A 14,838-nucleotide genomic window follows, 5' to 3' on the forward strand; every position below is an offset into this window, starting at 1 on the left:
GGACTTCCTTATTCCTCGGGCTGCTCTTGTTCCGCATCGTCCTGCGGTTGGGCAGCGGCGGGGTGCGCATGCTGGTGCTGACGCGAGGAACTCGGGCCTTTGCCGTCCTTGCCGTCTTCTGGCAGGTACAACGGGCCTTTCTGACCGCAGGCCGAAACGAGGCAGGCAACCGCGACCAGCGCCGCGAGGGAGGAAATCAGGCGCTTCATGGGTGAAATCCTTAGAAATATGCAGTATTACGCCGGAGTATACCGAGCGACCACCCGATTGCCTATGCGAGGGCCGCCCCGTCGGGCGGCGTGCAGCTCAAGACTTGTGGCTTTGCGGTTTCGCCCTTATCGTGCCTGGCTTGCATGTGTGCAGTCATTATTCGAGGTCCCCAGCAATGAGTTTGAGTGAAGCGCGGTTCCATGACCTGGTCGACGCGACCCAACAGGCCCTTGAAGACCTGTTCGACGAGAGCGGCATGGACCTGGACATGGAGAACTCGGCGGGTGTCCTGACCATCAAGTTCGAGAACGGCAGCCAGCTGATTTTCAGCCGCCAGGAGCCGCTGCGTCAGCTGTGGCTGGCCGATCGCTCCGGCGGCTTCCACTTCGACTACGACGAAGAAAGCGGCAAGTGGACCTGCGAGAAGAGCGATGAGCTGCTGGGCGAGATGCTTGAGCGCATCGTCTGGGAACGTGCCGGCGAAAAGCTGGATTTCGACGAGATCTGAGATGACCACCGCCCCTCGGCCAGCCAAGCCGCTCTACAGCAATGTCAGCCCTGCGGTGCCATCACCGTGCATCAGCATCTGCCGGCTCGATGAACACAAGGTGTGCACCGGTTGCCACCGGCATGTCGAGCATATCCGCGAATGGCGGGCGGCCGACGACGAGCGGCGGCGGCAGATCTGCCGCGAGGCCCAGGCGTTGCAGGCGCGCTCGCAGGCTTAGCCACAAATACCGTGTGGGCTTGAGTATTTGCCCCGCTGTGGTAGTGTCGGGTTCTGCGTCGTCGACGCCAAAGCATTCACAAACCCCGCCCTTGGGCGGGGTTTTGCTTTATCTGCCTCAGGAAAACCGCACGTTCTAAGGAGTCTGACTGGACCATGAGCACCAAGCCTTCCCTCATCCTCACCCGCCTGGATGTACAGCGTCTCGAGCAGTTGCTCGACCGTCTCGATGAAAGCACGCCGGGTGTGCTCGCCTTGCAGGAGGAGCTGGATCGTGCCGAGCAGGTCGTCGGCCACGAAGAGGTACCAGCAGGCGTGGTAACCATGAATTCGCGCGTGCACTGCCGCGAAATCGCCAGCGGCAAGGACTACCACTTGACCCTGGTTTACCCCAAAGACGCAGGCGCTGAAGGCAAGGTGTCGGTACTGGCGCCGATCGGCTGCGCACTGCTCGGGCTATCGGTCGGTGAACAGATCGACTGGCCGGCGCCAGGGGGCAAGACCCTCAAGTTGCAACTGCTTGCTGTCGAGTATCAGCCAGAAGCCGCAGGCGACTTCGACCTCTGAACCAGTCAGGCCTCCGGCGCGGCGTCTTCGGCCTTGAGTTGGCAGGCATGGATGCAGTTGTCGACGATACGGCTGCGCAGCGTCCAGTCGGTGTGGATGATTCGAAAACGCTGGATATAGCTGTTCAGGTCCTGCGAGTGGAACCACTCATCGATCTTGTCGCTGAAGTCGTCGGCCCGGCCCAGCTCGGCAATGTTGTATTTGGCGCACTGGATCGCGCTGAGCTCACCCGCCTCGGTGGCCACCGGCAGCTGTTTGTCCAGGTAGGCTTTGAGCGCGGCGGTCGACGGGGTGTTTTCGCCGATCCACACCTGGCGCACGCCTGGCCAGTGGATGCCGCGGTCATAGTGGTTGTATGCCACCACGATGTTCCTGCCAGGGTGTTGGCTCCACAACTCAGTGAGGGTCAGCTCGCACAGCGACAGGGGGATGAACATATGGCCAAAGTACTTCTCCATGGCGTCCCTTAGCCAGCCATGCTCCGCTTTCCAGAAGCGGTCAAATAATTGCAGGTCGAGGATCACGATTTCTTTGGCGTTGGCCGGGTCCTGGTAGAACGCTTTCAGCTCGTTGAGCACGTCGCCAAACAATGTCCGCCCCGAGCTGCTCAGGTGGTAAAGCTGGTAGCGGTAAGGCTGATCCGGGGTGTACTCGGTATAGGCCCGCACGCGCAGGTCCAGTACCCGCACGCCGCCGCGGATCTGCTCGATGCACGGGACGTCCTGGGTCAGCTCCTGAGCGATCACGCCGTTGACCTGCGTGTCCATCCCCGCGTTGTGGCTGCCGGGCAGAATCAGTTCATGGATCTTCAGGCGGCCCAGGTCCGGGATGCTGCCCATCCAGTTCGCTTTATTCATGTTGCACACTCCTCTCGGTTAGGAGGTGCGAGGGTGCGGGGTTGGGGCGGGGTAATGAACCTGGAAGGCTCGCCCCGCGGGCTCAAAGGCGCTCGGCCTGGTCGACGGCATCGTTCAGGGCCTGCTCCAGTTCGCGCTTGTAGCGCAGATACAGGCTGGTAGAGCCCACCTCGTCACCGAGCAACTCGGACAGGTCGAGGTCGGTGATGTAACAGCGGTAGCTGCCAGCGCTGCGACGCTGGTCGAGAATCTGCCGCGCGACCAGGCGGTAAAGCTGGTCGCCGTGTTCGAGCTGGGAATATTCCTGTTGGTCGCAGTACAGCGTGACATGCACCGCCTCTGCGGCGCCCGTCTGCAGAATCGCCTGCACCTCGTAGTACGGTTGGCTGGGGCTTTCCTGGGGGACTGGGCGCGGCTCCAGGCTGCGCGCCTTGCCGATGCCGTTGGGCAGCAACTGCTGATAGGTAATCTGCAGCGCAGCCTGTTGCAGGCTATCAAGCGGTAGCTGGGCGTCACGGCGCATCACGGTCGACTGCAAGAAACGCTGCAGTGGCAGCAGCAGGTGCTGCTCGTCCTGCAGGGGCAGGCGTTGCTGCCATAACGTGTTGTGTTCATCGAGCACGTACAGGTCGGCCCAGCCATCGAGCAGGCGGTAGAACACCTGGATGCACCCCGGCTGGCCCTGCTCCAGAACCAGCGGCAAGTCGTAGTCCTGCAGGGCATTGCCATCCAGATGCAGCGGGCTGTAGGTATTGCGCTCCTCGCCCAGTGCAGCAACGGTTTCGTCGTGGCTGGCCAGCGTGGTCAGGGTGACCTGGCCCTGCAGCAATTCGAGCACATGGGTGTGCTGCGCTACCTGCAGCAGGTAGCGATGGTCAAGATTCTGATCGAGCAGCGACTGCGCCGTGGCAAAGATGTCCTCAACCCGTTGGCTGATGGCCGGTGCGCGGTTATGGCAGTAGCACCGCACGCTGACCCGTGGGCGGTGGCTGCGGGTGCCCAGGCTGTTGAGGAAGTCGCGCAGGCAGCGCACCAGCGCGTGCTCGCCGTCGAAGCGCTGCACCAGCACTTCGTTCCAGCTGTTGACGGTGACCTGGTCGAGGGTGAGCACCAGGTTCTCGCGCACGCCGGCATAGCTCAGCGAGTCGGTGCGCTCGGTGGTCATCAGGATGTTCAGGTCACGGTGATGGCGCAGCGGGTCGATGCCAACGTTGACCAGCAACAGGATGTCGTCCGCCACGCTGGGTTGCAGCAGGCGGACCTCGCTGACGGGCCCCAGCGGCAGCGCAATGACCTGTTGCAGGCTGCCGATCAGGTTGAACAGCTCGAATTCGCTAAGGTCGCTGCTGCCAGGGTGCAGGGCGATGCGGGTGCTGTTGTCGATCACGCCATTGCGATGCGCCCAGGCCAGCAGTTCCAACAGTTCGCGGCAGCGCTTGAGCGGGCTGGTGTATTCCAGCTCAGTGACCCCGAGGTTGCCGTTGTAAAGGCTCCAGTAGTGGGTGCCAGGCTCTTTGCGGTTGGGCGACTGCACCAGTGTCAGGGTGTCTTCGGCCAGGTCCGGGGCAATGCCTGGGTTGATCACCTCGATTTTGCCGGCGCGCCGTTCGAAGGCGGCGTAAAGGCGCCTGCCCAGTACGTTGAGGTCGCGTTGATCGGCGCGGCTGTTGGCGTTCAGGCGACGGGCAAACTGCGCCAGAAAGCGGTAGCTCTGGTTCAGCTCGGCGACCAGCTCGCGGCGTTCGGCGGTGACGTGGCGTACCTTCCACTGGCTGCGGCTGTCGAGCAGCGCCAGCTGGCGCTCGTCCCAGCCCCATTCATCGACCAGTCGCCCGAGCAGGCGATGTTGCCAGCTGCCACTGCGCCCACGGCCCAGGCCGCTGAGTTTCTTGTTGACCTTCAGGTACAGGCTGCGGCGCACCAGTTCCAGGCGGGCGTGTTCGCCGCGCTGCTGCAGGTAGTGCTCGATGCGCCGGTACACCATCACGTAAGGGTCCAGCGCATCGAGGTCGAGCTGGTTGGCAAATACCGCCTTCTTGTAGTCAAGGCTCAGGCAACGAACGGCGGGGTGTTCGCTGGCATAAACTTCGGTCAGCAGCAGCTTGAGCAGCGATTTGTAGGGCGAGTCCAGCCCTTTGAACAGTTGCCACAGCCCTGCGCCTACGTATTCACCGGGCGGGATGTGCGCCAGGTGGCCCAGGTCGAGGTCGTCGCGGGCGCGGATGAAGCGCTTGGCCTGCAGGGTCTGGGTGTAGGCGTGGTAGTTGTGCTCCTGGTACACCGGCACCAGCCACCACAGCGGCGTGCGCCCGGCCAGCCACAGTGCGGTGCGGTAGAACTCATCGAGCAGCAGATAGTGTTGTGTGGTGCCGCAGTCATCGGAGCTGAGCTGGCTGTCGCGCTCACCCTGCACAAAGCTGCGCGGCTCGATCAGAAACAGGTGCGCCTCTGCGCCCTGGCTGGCTGCCCAGGCTTCGAGCAGTTGGCACTTGCGGCGCAGCTCGTTCAGCGCTTGTTCGCCAAGGTCGGGGGCGTGGCACACCCACAAGTCCATGTCGCTCTGTTCGGCCTGCGCCAGGGTGCCCATGCTGCCCATCAGGAACAGCCCGTGGATGGGTTGTGGTGGGTTGCCGTGGCGCGGTTTGTAGGTGAACGAACGGGTCAGGCGCTGGGCTTCGGCCAGCAGCTCGGCATCCGGCTCGAAACCCGCCACCCCGGCGGGGGTGCTGCCGGAGACATAGCCCGGCAGCAGCGGGTGGTTGACGTGAAGGCACAGCGGCAACAGCGTCAGTACCTGTTGCTGGCGCGTTGACAACCCGCCCATGGCCCGCTGCAAACGCCCCTGGTTAAGCTTGAGAAAGCGCGCGCGTAGGCGCGACAGCTCCTTGCGGTCGATGCCCTGCTCGATATCGGGACGGATTTCGTGGGGGTGGTTCATTGCGCACTCAGGCAGGCCGGGAAGCTGTGGCGAGTTTAGCCTGAGTGGACAGGTCGGATAAGTAGCGCGAGGGTTTTTGACGTCATTTTTTCAGCGCTGCAACAGGCCCCATCGCCGGCACGCAGGGACGGGGCCGTGGGGCAGTGTCAGGCAGGCTGTGCAGCTTTGAGGATGGTCAGTACTTGTTGGACGTTTTGCGCGGCATCCAGCCCCAGGCTGGTCAGGTAGCCGCCATCGGGCTGATCGGTGAGTTGTTTGTCATGCAGGCGCTGGGCAGCGGCGACCAGGGCAGGGGAGGCGTTGCTGTGGACCTTGATGCCTTCCTGGTGGCTGTCCAGGTTGAACAGTGCAAGCACTTCGAGTTCGGCGATCAGTTCGGGGGTGAAGGACATGGTACGGCTCCTGACTTCCAGACAAGGATGGAAGTCAGGAGTGTAGTCATGCTTATTCGATATTGCCTTGATCCGCCTCAGGTGGCAGTTCGGGCAGGGCCCGCAGGGCCTCCTCGTACCAGGCGGTGTTGAACGCACGGTCCTCATCGAGCATGGCGTCGATCTCGATGGCCAGCACGTGGGCCATGAGGTTGAGGATGTCTTCACGCTCGTAGCCGACCAGGGTCAGTTTGTTGAAAGTGGCCTTGGCCGCTGCCGGTTCGCCGCTTTCGATCTGGTTCTCGATCGCCTGGGTCAGGGTGGACTCGGTAAAGGCTTCTTCATCGTTGTCGTCGATGTCGTGCTGCTCGCTCATGGCGCTACTCCTGTGTTGAGGCACACAGTTTGCCACGCCCGTGGCGGCAATGCCTGGCCATTGACGTCGGGCATGGTGCTGGTCAGCGGCGGGCCAGGCGGCTATAACAGCCGGGCCATCCCCACACGGCCTGGAGGCTGTTCAATGCTCAAGCTTCATGGATTCTCGGTCAGCAACTACTACAACATGGTCAAGTTGGCCCTGCTGGAAAAAGGCCTGCCTTTCGAAGAAGTGCTGTTCTACGGCGGCTCTTCGCCGCAGTCGGTCGCGCTCAGCCCGCGCGGCAAGGTGCCGGTGCTGGAGACCGAGCATGGCTTTCTCAGCGAAACCGGGGTGATCCTCGACTACATCGAGCAGACCCAACCGGGCAAGGCGCTGCTGCCTGCCGACGCCTTCGGCCAGGCCAAGGTGCGTGAGCTGCTGCGGGAAATCGAGTTGTATATCGAGTTGCCAGCGCGTACCTGCTACGCCGAGGCGTTCTTTGGTATGGCGGTCGACCCGCTGATCAAGGAACGGGCGCGGGCGGACCTGCTGGCAGGCTTTGCCACGCTCAAGCGCAATGGCCGCTTTGCGCCCTACGTTGCTGGCGAGCAGATGACGATTGCCGACTTGATGTTCTGCTTCTCGGTCGACCTTGCGTGCCTGGTGGGCAAGAAGGTGCTGGGTGTCGACTGGTTGGCAGACTTCCCTGAGGCCAAAGCGCTGTTGGACCTGCTAGGCAAGAACCCGCACATGGCGCGGATCGTGGCCGACAAGGAAGCGGCGATGCCGGTGTTTCTTGAGTTGATCAAGAGCGGCAAGCGTTAAGGCCAGAAGAAATCGCGGGGCAAGCCCGCTCCTGCGGTGGGAGCGGGCCGAGGTGCAGAGCAAGCCTGTACTGGCCTCATCGCAGGCTCCCACAGAGGCCATGCGCAACCGCAACATTGCTGGTTGGACCTAATCCTATGGGAAATGATAGACAGTTGTGGCGAGCGGGCTTGTCCCGCGTTGGGCTGCGCAGCAGCCCTGAAAACCCAAGGGGCTGCTGCGCAGCCCAACGCGGGGCAAGCCCGCTCGCCACAAGGAGATATATCTGGCGGGAACAGGCTTGTACAAAACCATAGAATCTCCCACAGAAGCCGCGTACAGCCCCAATATTGAGGTGTGGCGCAGATCCCTGTGGGAGCTGGCGATAGCCTGCGATGAGGCCGGCACAGCTTTGCTCGCCAGCCCCATAGCCGCTTAGCGCGAAGCCAGCAGCTCTTTGCCGCGTACCACCGCCGCGCGCACCTGGGCCGGTGCAGTGCCGCCAATGTGGTTGCGGGCGTTGACCGAGCCTTCGAGGGTCAGGACGGCGAACACGTCCTGCTCGATCTGGTCGCTGAACTGGCGCAGTTCTTCCAGGCTCATCTCGGCCAGGTCTTTGCCGGTATCGACGCCGTACTTCACGGCATGGCCGACGATCTCGTGGCAATCACGGAACGGCAGGCCACGGCGTACCAGATAGTCGGCAAGGTCAGTGGCGGTGGAGAAACCGCGCAGGGCCGCTTCGCGCATGATTGCGTGCTTCGGCTTGATGGCCGGGATCATGTCGGCAAAGGCGCGCAGCGAGTCGCGCAGGGTGTCGGCGGCGTCGAACAGCGGCTCTTTGTCTTCCTGGTTGTCCTTGTTGTAGGCCAGTGGCTGGCCTTTCATCAGGGTCAGCAGGCCGGTCAGGGCGCCGAATACCCGGCCCGTCTTGCCGCGTACCAGCTCCGGTACGTCGGGGTTTTTCTTTTGCGGCATGATCGAGCTGCCGGTGCAGAAGCGGTCAGGCAGGTCGATGAACTGGAACTGCGCGCTGGTCCACAGCACCAGCTCTTCGGAGAAGCGCGACAGGTGCATCATGGCAATGCTGGCCGCCGCGCAGAATTCGATGGCGAAGTCGCGGTCCGACACGCCGTCCAGCGAGTTGCCGCCCACGGCTTCGAAACCCAGCAGCTTGCAGGTCAGCTCACGGTCGATCGGGTAGGTGGTGCCAGCCAGCGCGGCGCTGCCCAAAGGCATGCGGTTGGCGCGCTTGCGGCAGTCGACCAGGCGCTCGTAGTCACGGCTGAGCATTTCGAACCAGGCCAGCAGGTGGTGGCCGAAGGTAACCGGCTGGGCGGTCTGCAGGTGAGTGAAGCCGGGCATGATGGTCTCGGCTTCACGCTCGGCCTGCTCCAGCAGGCCTTGTTGCAGGCGGGTGATTTCGGCGAGGATCAGGTCGATCTCGTCGCGCAGCCACAGGCGGATATCGGTCGCCACCTGGTCGTTGCGGCTACGGCCGGTGTGCAGTTTTTTACCGGTGATGCCGATGCGGTCGGTCAGGCGTGCTTCGATGTTCATGTGCACGTCTTCGAGGTCGACGCGCCAGTCGAAGTTGCCGGCCTCGATTTCACCCTGGATGGTAGTGAGGCCATCGACGATGGTTTCGCGCTCGGCGGCAGTGAGTACGCCGACTTCAGCCAGCATGGTGGCGTGGGCGATCGAACCCATGATGTCGTGGCGGTACAGGCGCTTGTCGAAGTCGACCGAGGCGGTGAAACGGGCGACGAAGGCGTCGACGGGCTCACTGAAGCGGCCGCCCCAGGACTGATTGGTCTTGTCGGTGCTCATGGATTCACTCTTGGAAGGCGCGAACGGATAAAAGTGGCGCCGATAATAGCAGGGTTGAGCCCGCCGCCGCAGGGCGCCGGTCGTGAGAATCGTCTGGTAACAAGGGTGCCAAGGATATTCTGCGATTGAACGGCAGTGTTCCACGGACCGTCTACAGTTGGACAATGGGCTGGCGCTGAATCTGCCAGGCCAGTGAATCTTTGGCCTTCGCACGGGTCTAGAGCGTGACCGCGTTACGGTCCCCTACACCTGTCTACGCTACACCCGTGCGAGACTCACTCAGGAATCCAGCGCAATTATGAATGTCCTGATCGTTGATGACGAACCCCAAGCCCGCGAAAGCCTGAGGCAACTGCTGCGCGAGCTTGAGGGCTATACGGTACTTGAGCCCAGCGCCACCAATGGCGAGGAGGCCTTGACCCTGATCGAGAGCCTCAAGCCCGATGTGGTCCTGCTGGATATCGGCCTGCCGGGCCTGGACGGGCTGCAAGTGGCCGCACGCCTGTGCGAGCGCGAAGCACCGCCGGCTCTGGTGTTCTGCACCGGCGATCAACATGACAGCCAGGCGTTCAGCGAAAGCGCCCTGAGCCACGTCGAAAAGCCCATCCAGCAGCAGACCCTGCGCGATGCGCTGCGCCGCGCCGAAAAACCCAACCGCACCCAGCTGGCGGCGCTTACCCGGCCTGCCGCCGATGGCGGTGGCGAGCCGCGCAGCCACATCAGCGCGCGCACCCGCAAGGGCATCGAGCTGATCCCGCTGCCGCAGGTGATCTACTTCATTGCCGATCACAAGTACGTGACCTTGCGCCACGAAGGCGGCGAGGTATTGCTGGACGAGCCGCTCAAGGCGCTTGAAGACGAGTTCGGTGACCGCTTCGTGCGTATCCACCGCAACGCGCTGGTGGCCCGCGAGCGCATCGAGCGTTTGCAGCGCACGCCGCTTGGGCACTTCCAGCTTTACCTCAAAGGCCTGGATGGCGACCCCCTGACCGTCAGCCGGCGCCATGTGGCGGGTGTGCGCAAGATGATGCAGGCGCTCTGAGCATCCCCGTCACGGCCTCATCGCAGGCTGGCGCCAGCTCCCACAGTGAATGTGTCCAGCCTCGATATTGTGAGTTGACCCAGACCCTGTGGGAGCTGGCGCCAGCCTGCGATGGCCTGCATGGCAGGCCCGAAATCCCCCAGGCTGTAGAGTTGGCGATTGACCCACATCTGCTTGCGTGCCCGGCGGAGCTGTTATCATCGGCGGCATTTCTCTGCATCGGGGCGCTTCATGTCCACTCGCGAAATCCGCATTGCCACCCGTAAAAGTGCCTTGGCCCTGTGGCAGGCCGAATATGTAAAAGCGCGTCTGGAGCAGGCGCACCCTGGCCTGAAGGTCACGCTGGTGCCCATGGTCAGCCGTGGCGACAAGCTGCTCGACGCGCCGCTGGCGAAGATTGGCGGCAAGGGCCTGTTCGTCAAGGAACTGGAAACCGCGCTGCTGGAAAACGAAGCCGACATCGCCGTGCATTCGATGAAAGACGTGCCCATGGACTTCCCCGAAGGGCTCGGCCTGTACTGCATCTGCGAGCGCGAAGACCCGCGTGATGCGTTTGTTTCCAATACCTTCGCAAGCCTTGAGGTATTGCCTGCCGGCAGCGTGGTCGGCACCTCCAGCCTGCGCCGCCAGGCGCAACTGCTGGCGCGTCGCCCGGACCTGAAAATCCAGTTCCTGCGTGGCAACGTCAACACCCGCCTGGCCAAACTCGACGCTGGCGAATACGACGCCATCATTCTTGCCGCAGCGGGCCTGATCCGCCTTGGCTTCGAGCAGCGCATCACCGCCAGCATCAGTGTCGAAGACAGTCTGCCTGCCGGCGGCCAAGGCGCGGTGGGCATCGAATGCCGCAGCGCCGACAGCGAAATCCATGCCCTGCTGGCGCCCCTGCACCACCTCGACACCGCCGACCGCGTGGTTGCCGAGCGCGCCTTGAACAAACACCTGAACGGCGGCTGCCAAGTGCCGATTGCCTGCTACGCCGTGCTTGAGGGCGAGCAGCTGTGGCTGCGTGGCCTGGTGGGCCAGCCCTCGGGCGGCACCTTGCTGGTGGCCGACGCCCGCGCCCCGCGCCGGCAGGCCGAAGTGCTTGGCGTGCAGGTGGCCGACGCGCTGCTCAAGCAGGGCGCAGCGGCCATTCTGCAAGAGGTCTACGGCGAGGCCGGGCACCCGTGAGCCCTTGGCGCCTGCTGCTGACCCGGCCTGAAGAGGACTGTGCGGCACTGGCGCAGACCTTGGCCGCAGCCGGCATCGCCAGCGCCAGCCTGCCGCTGCTGGCCATCGAACCGCTCGAGGCTGGCCCCGCGCACCCGCTGCGCCTCGCCGGTATCACCTCGGCCCACGCCATCATCGTGGTCAGCAAACCCGCGGCACGCCTGCTGCTGGCGCAACTCGACCAGGCCGGCATCGCCGCGCCCCACGCGGGCTGGTTCACCGTCGGTGAAGCCACCGCCGGCATTCTCAAGGCGCGCGGGCTGGAAGTGAATTTCCCGGCAGCCGGCGATGACAGCGAAGCACTCCTCGGCCTGGCAGCCCTGCGCCAGGCCCTCGCCGTGCCCGCGCCACGGGTGTTTATCGCCCGTGGCGAGGGAGGTCGCGAACTGCTGGCCGAGCGTCTTGCCGAGCAAGGTGCTAGTGTCGAATATCTGCAACTGTATCGCCGTAGCCTGCCGCATTACCCGCAAGGAACACTGGCGCGCTGCGTCGATGGGGAACGCCTCAATGGCCTGGTGGTCAGCAGTGGGCAGGGTCTTGCACACTTGCAGCAGTTGGCGGGGGCGGATTGGCCACGGCTTTCACGCCTGCCGTTGTTCGTTCCCAGCCCGCGTGTTGCCGAGCAGGCCCGCGAGCTGGGAGCACTGAAGATTGTGGATTGCCGCGGCGCAGGTGCCGCGGCCTTGCTGGCAGCCGTGCAGCGAACCGCTGCACCTGCCCCTTAAGGCGCCACGCACATGAGCGATGGGCCACCATGCAAAGGATGGATACGTGAGCGAAACAGTCTTGTCCCACACCGAACAGCCCGCGGCGCCTGAAGCGCCAGAAACCTCCAACCCGCCACCGGCGCGCCGTTCCGGCACCGGCCTTGCACTGCTGGCCTTGCTGGTCGGCGCCGCAGGCGTCGGGGTGGGTGGCTGGGGTGCCTGGCAGGTGCGTCAGTTGCAAGGCAATGAACTGGGCCAGGCTGAGCACTTGCAAGCGCTCAACCAGCGTGCCGACGCGCTGCAGCAGCGCGAGCAGCAGCTCACTACGCAGTTGGCCGGCCTGCCATCGGCCAGCGAGCTGGAAGACCGCCGCCGCCTGGTGGCGCAGTTGCAGGGCGACCAGCAACGCCTGAGCCAGCGCCTGGAAACCGTCCTTGGCGAAAGCCGCAAGGAGTGGCGCCTGGCCGAGGCCGAGCACTTGCTGCGGCTGGCCACCCTGCGGCTGTCGGCGTTGCAGGACATCGCCAGTGCCAAGGCGCTGGTCGAAGGCGCTGACGAAATTCTGCGCGAACAAAGCGACCCCGGCGCGTTCGCAGCGCGCGAGCAACTGGCGCGTAGCCTGGCGACCCTCAACAGCACCCAGCAACCGGACCGCACCGGCCTGTTCCTCAAGCTGGCCGCGCAGCGCGAGCAGGTGCTGCAACTCAGCGCCCAGTCGCCGGAGTTCAACAGTGGCGCCGATGCCACGGGCGCGCTGACTGCTGACGGCGATGCCGGCAGCCGCTGGTCGCGCTGGTGGGGCGAGATTTCCAAGTACTTCCAGATCGACTTCAATGCTGACGACAACGTGCGGCCGCTGCTTGCCGGGCAATCGCTCAACCAGCTGCGCCTGGCCCTCAGCCTGACCATCGAGCAAGCCCAGTGGGCCGCGCTCAATGGCGAAGAAAAGGTCTACAACCAGGCGCTGGACGACGCGCGCAGCGTGCTGCTGGCCAACTTCAACGCGGACAACCCACAGAGCAAGGCCATGCTCGACAGCCTTAACAAGCTGGCCGAGCAGCCCGTGTCGGTTGTTACCCCCGACCTGAGCGAGAGCCTGGCTGCGGTGCAGGCGTACATCCAGCGCCGCCATCTGCCGGCCCAGGCGCAAGGGGGCAAACCATGAAGCGAGTCTATCTGCTGGCAGTGCTGGCGATTGTCATCGCTGCGGCGCTGGGTATCGCCATCGCCAAGCACAGCGGCTATGTGTTGATCGCCTATGGCAGCTTCCGCTACCAGTCGGGGCTGTGGGCGGCGCTGTCGGCGCTGGTGGCCGGGGTGCTGGCGTTGCTGCTGTTGCGCTACCTGGTGGGCCTGCTGCTGACCTCTGGCGGCGCGGTCAACCCGTGGTCGCGGCGCAACCGTAGCCGGCGCACCCGCATTGCCATCGAGCAAGGCCAGCTGGACCTCGCCGAAGGCCGCTGGGCCAGCGCGCAGCGCCATCTGCAACGCGCCGCCGAAGCCGAGCGCCAGCCCTTGCTGTTCTACCTCGGGGCCGCCCGCGCCGCCAACGAGCAGGGCCGCGTCGAAGACCGTGACAACCTGCTGGAGCGTGCTTTGGAGCGCCAGCCGCAGGCCGAGCTTGCCGTCGCCCTGACCCACGCGCAGCTGCAAATGGACCGTGGCGAGAACGATGGCGCCCTCGAAGCCCTGCACGCCATGCAGGAGCGTCACCCGAACAACGCACAGGTACTGCGCCTGTTGCAGCGCCTTCACCTGGAGCGCGGCGACTGGCCGGCGCTGATTCGCCTGCTGCCAGACCTGCGCAAGCACAAGGTGCTGCCGGCAGCCGAACTTGCCCAGCTGGAGCAGCGTGCCTGGGGCCAGAACATCAACCTGGCGGCCACCCGTGGCGAAGATCAACAAGCCGCTCGCCAGGCGCTGGAGCGCGCCTGGCAGCAACTGACCAACGCCCAGCGCCAGGAGCCGCAACTGGTGCTGGCCTATGCCGAGCAACTGCGTCAGGTGGGCGCCCAGGGCGAGGCCGAGCAGGTGTTGCGTGCGGCGCTCAAGCGCAGTTACGAGAGCCATCTGGCGCGCCTTTACGGTTTGGTTCGTGGCGATGACCCGGTGCGCCAACTGCAAACGGCTGAAGGCTGGCTCAAGGACCACCCGCAAGACCCGAGCCTGCTGCTCACGCTGGGCCGGCTGAGCCTGCAGAACCGTCTTTGGGGCAAGGCCCGCGACTACCTTGAAAGCAGCCTGCGCATGCAGCGCAACCCGGAAACCTGCGCCGAGCTTGCGCGTTTGCTGGCCAGCCTTGGCGAAACCGAGCGCAGCAACCAGCTGTTCCAGGAAGGGCTGGGGTTGCTCGACGAGCGCCTGCTGGCGCTGCCATTGCCTGAGGGCATGCGTGCCTGATTCCTGCGCTGGCCTGCGCGTTTGCGCGGGCCAGCCCTGAACCCGTCCTACAAGCCCCACCATTTTGCTCCGCAGTGTCAGAACGGTCCTACCATGTTCGGCACGCTTTCGCCGCTAATCAGCGACGATTCGCCTCTGTAGCGCCTTGATACAAAGCGCGTCTTTCCTCTACCGTTGAGAACCCCTTCCCCACGTGTGGACACTCCATGTCGCTGGCTCGCCTGCGCAGCTTTTACTTCCCCGCCTTGCTGGCATCGTTACTGGTGCTGGCTGTCTCGTATTATTTGCAGCCCCTGGTGGGCCTGGCGCCCTGCGCGTTGTGCCTGAGCCAGCGGTTGATGCTGGGCCTGTACGCACTGGTGTGCCTGCTGGCGCTGCTGCGTGGCCCGCGCCGGCGCGGTTATGCCTGGATGGCGTCGGCATGTGCCTTGGGCGGTGCTTTGCTGGCCGGGCGGCATGTGTGGCTGCAGGGCGGCCCGGCGCCTGCCGACGGCTGCCCGATGCCGCTGATGGCGCGGCCTTTGGGTGAGGTGTTGGGCCGCTTGCTGCTGGGCAGCCCGGAGTGCGTGTCGATCAGTTGGAGCTTTCTTGACCTGACCCTGCCGGAGTGGAGCCTGCTGGCTTTCGTGCTGCTGGCCATGCCGGCGCTGCATTCGCTGCTGGCGTATCGTTTCCGCCAACTGGTCGTTGCTTGATCCTGGACAATAAGCAGGGCATTGCTCGACCAGTGGTTTGTAGGAAAGGTATTAAACGCTTGTATGAACTTAGTGCGCTGCGTACCTTGAAGGGCAGGACGCGCGGGAATAATCTCCCAG

16 protein-coding genes are annotated in these 14,838 nt (G+C 64.2%); 10 read left to right on the plus strand and 6 right to left on the minus strand.

Annotation, left to right across the window (positions count from 1 at the left end; all coding sequences use genetic code 11):
* Positions 1 to 8 precede the first annotated feature (8 nt).
* Positions 9 to 209 carry an LPS translocon maturation chaperone LptM gene (gene lptM, locus HU719_RS13145; protein ID WP_186520128.1) on the minus strand — a complete coding sequence of 67 codons (201 nt, stop codon included), beginning with the start codon at positions 207 to 209 and terminating at the stop codon, positions 9 to 11.
* 176 nt (positions 210 to 385) lie between these two features.
* Here lptM and cyaY point away from each other — a divergent pair, with 176 nt between their 5' ends.
* From cyaY to rnk, 3 genes are all read left to right on the plus strand, one after another.
* Positions 386 to 718 (plus strand): iron donor protein CyaY, encoded by a 333-nt coding sequence (cyaY, locus tag HU719_RS13150; RefSeq protein WP_186520127.1) that lies wholly within the window; start codon positions 386 to 388, stop codon positions 716 to 718.
* Position 719: 1 nt separating this feature from the next.
* On the plus strand, positions 720 to 938 hold the full coding sequence (locus HU719_RS13155) for a DUF1289 domain-containing protein (RefSeq protein WP_186520126.1): 219 nt from the start codon (positions 720 to 722) through the stop codon (positions 936 to 938).
* 155 nt (positions 939 to 1,093) lie between these two features.
* Complete coding sequence (rnk, locus tag HU719_RS13160; RefSeq protein ID WP_186520125.1) at positions 1,094 to 1,504, plus strand: nucleoside diphosphate kinase regulator; 411 nt, start codon at positions 1,094 to 1,096, stop codon at positions 1,502 to 1,504.
* Between the two features lie 5 nt (positions 1,505 to 1,509).
* On the opposite strand, the gene HU719_RS13165 is transcribed toward rnk, so the two are convergent.
* The 4 genes from HU719_RS13165 to HU719_RS13180 form a co-directional block, all read right to left on the minus strand.
* Positions 1,510 to 2,361 (minus strand): PI-PLC domain-containing protein, encoded by an 852-nt coding sequence (locus tag HU719_RS13165; RefSeq protein WP_186520124.1) that lies wholly within the window; start codon positions 2,359 to 2,361, stop codon positions 1,510 to 1,512.
* Positions 2,362 to 2,443: 82 nt separating this feature from the next.
* Positions 2,444 to 5,299, minus strand: a complete 2,856-nt coding sequence (locus tag HU719_RS13170; RefSeq protein ID WP_186535944.1) for a class I adenylate cyclase — start codon at positions 5,297 to 5,299, stop codon at positions 2,444 to 2,446.
* 146 nt (positions 5,300 to 5,445) lie between these two features.
* On the minus strand, positions 5,446 to 5,691 hold the full coding sequence (locus HU719_RS13175) for a TIGR02647 family protein (RefSeq protein ID WP_186520122.1): 246 nt from the start codon (positions 5,689 to 5,691) through the stop codon (positions 5,446 to 5,448).
* Positions 5,692 to 5,743: 52 nt separating this feature from the next.
* Entirely contained in the window at positions 5,744 to 6,046 is a 303-nt protein-coding gene (locus HU719_RS13180; protein ID WP_186520121.1) for a hypothetical protein, read from the minus strand.
* A 144-nt stretch (positions 6,047 to 6,190) separates the two neighbouring features.
* Between HU719_RS13180 and HU719_RS13185 the strand changes: the two genes are divergently transcribed.
* Positions 6,191 to 6,853, plus strand: coding sequence for a glutathione S-transferase family protein (locus HU719_RS13185; protein ID WP_186520120.1), 663 nt, complete (start codon positions 6,191 to 6,193; stop codon positions 6,851 to 6,853).
* 414 nt (positions 6,854 to 7,267) lie between these two features.
* On the opposite strand, the gene argH is transcribed toward HU719_RS13185, so the two are convergent.
* The gene (gene argH / locus HU719_RS13190) at positions 7,268 to 8,662 is read right to left on the minus strand and encodes an argininosuccinate lyase (protein ID WP_186537249.1); all 1,395 of its coding nucleotides are present in this window, start codon (positions 8,660 to 8,662) and stop codon (positions 7,268 to 7,270) included.
* Between the two features lie 298 nt (positions 8,663 to 8,960).
* Here argH and HU719_RS13195 point away from each other — a divergent pair, with 298 nt between their 5' ends.
* The 6 genes from HU719_RS13195 to HU719_RS13220 all read left to right on the plus strand — a co-directional run bounded on the left by HU719_RS13195 (position 8,961) and on the right by HU719_RS13220 (position 14,718).
* A complete protein-coding gene (locus HU719_RS13195) occupies positions 8,961 to 9,704 on the plus strand; it encodes a LytR/AlgR family response regulator transcription factor (protein WP_186522548.1) in 744 nt (247 codons plus the stop codon).
* Positions 9,705 to 9,935: 231 nt separating this feature from the next.
* Positions 9,936 to 10,877 (plus strand): hydroxymethylbilane synthase, encoded by a 942-nt coding sequence (gene hemC, locus HU719_RS13200; RefSeq protein WP_186537250.1) that lies wholly within the window; start codon positions 9,936 to 9,938, stop codon positions 10,875 to 10,877.
* The gene (locus HU719_RS13205) at positions 10,874 to 11,641 is read left to right on the plus strand and encodes a uroporphyrinogen-III synthase (protein WP_186537251.1); all 768 of its coding nucleotides are present in this window, start codon (positions 10,874 to 10,876) and stop codon (positions 11,639 to 11,641) included. Before hemC ends, HU719_RS13205 begins: the two co-directional genes overlap by 4 nt.
* A 46-nt stretch (positions 11,642 to 11,687) precedes the next feature.
* Positions 11,688 to 12,788: a uroporphyrinogen-III C-methyltransferase gene (locus HU719_RS13210; RefSeq protein ID WP_186537252.1), complete on the plus strand. Its 1,101-nt coding sequence runs from the start codon at positions 11,688 to 11,690 to the stop codon at positions 12,786 to 12,788.
* Positions 12,785 to 14,023: a heme biosynthesis HemY N-terminal domain-containing protein gene (locus tag HU719_RS13215; RefSeq protein ID WP_186522544.1), complete on the plus strand. Its 1,239-nt coding sequence runs from the start codon at positions 12,785 to 12,787 to the stop codon at positions 14,021 to 14,023. Before HU719_RS13210 ends, HU719_RS13215 begins: the two co-directional genes overlap by 4 nt.
* A 206-nt stretch (positions 14,024 to 14,229) precedes the next feature.
* Complete coding sequence (locus HU719_RS13220) at positions 14,230 to 14,718, plus strand: disulfide bond formation protein B (protein WP_186522543.1); 489 nt, start codon at positions 14,230 to 14,232, stop codon at positions 14,716 to 14,718.
* The last annotated feature ends 120 nt before the right edge of the window (positions 14,719 to 14,838 follow it).

It is taken from the genome of Pseudomonas farsensis (assembly GCF_014268805.2).
GTDB classification, from domain to species: Bacteria; Pseudomonadota; Gammaproteobacteria; order Pseudomonadales; family Pseudomonadaceae; genus Aquipseudomonas; species Aquipseudomonas farsensis.

Bases quoted from the DNA above. Each gene is read 5' to 3' on its own strand.
- cyaY (WP_186520127.1), top strand. From the start codon at position 386: ATGAGTTTGAGTGAAGCGCGGTTCCATGACCTGGTCGACGCGACCCAA.
- HU719_RS13185 (WP_186520120.1), top strand. From the start codon at position 6,191: ATGCTCAAGCTTCATGGATTCTCGGTCAGCAACTACTACAACATGGTC.
- HU719_RS13180 (WP_186520121.1), bottom strand. From the start codon at position 6,046: ATGAGCGAGCAGCACGACATCGACGACAACGATGAAGAAGCCTTTACC.
- HU719_RS13195 (WP_186522548.1), top strand. From the start codon at position 8,961: ATGAATGTCCTGATCGTTGATGACGAACCCCAAGCCCGCGAAAGCCTG.
- HU719_RS13165 (WP_186520124.1), bottom strand. From the start codon at position 2,361: ATGAATAAAGCGAACTGGATGGGCAGCATCCCGGACCTGGGCCGCCTG.
- HU719_RS13155 (WP_186520126.1), top strand. From the start codon at position 720: ATGACCACCGCCCCTCGGCCAGCCAAGCCGCTCTACAGCAATGTCAGC.
- rnk (WP_186520125.1), top strand. From the start codon at position 1,094: ATGAGCACCAAGCCTTCCCTCATCCTCACCCGCCTGGATGTACAGCGT.
- lptM (WP_186520128.1), bottom strand. From the start codon at position 209: ATGAAGCGCCTGATTTCCTCCCTCGCGGCGCTGGTCGCGGTTGCCTGC.
- argH (WP_186537249.1), bottom strand. From the start codon at position 8,662: ATGAGCACCGACAAGACCAATCAGTCCTGGGGCGGCCGCTTCAGTGAG.
- HU719_RS13175 (WP_186520122.1), bottom strand. From the start codon at position 5,691: ATGTCCTTCACCCCCGAACTGATCGCCGAACTCGAAGTGCTTGCACTG.
- HU719_RS13215 (WP_186522544.1), top strand. From the start codon at position 12,785: ATGAAGCGAGTCTATCTGCTGGCAGTGCTGGCGATTGTCATCGCTGCG.
- HU719_RS13220 (WP_186522543.1), top strand. From the start codon at position 14,230: ATGTCGCTGGCTCGCCTGCGCAGCTTTTACTTCCCCGCCTTGCTGGCA.
- hemC (WP_186537250.1), top strand. From the start codon at position 9,936: ATGTCCACTCGCGAAATCCGCATTGCCACCCGTAAAAGTGCCTTGGCC.
- HU719_RS13170 (WP_186535944.1), bottom strand. From the start codon at position 5,299: ATGAACCACCCCCACGAAATCCGTCCCGATATCGAGCAGGGCATCGAC.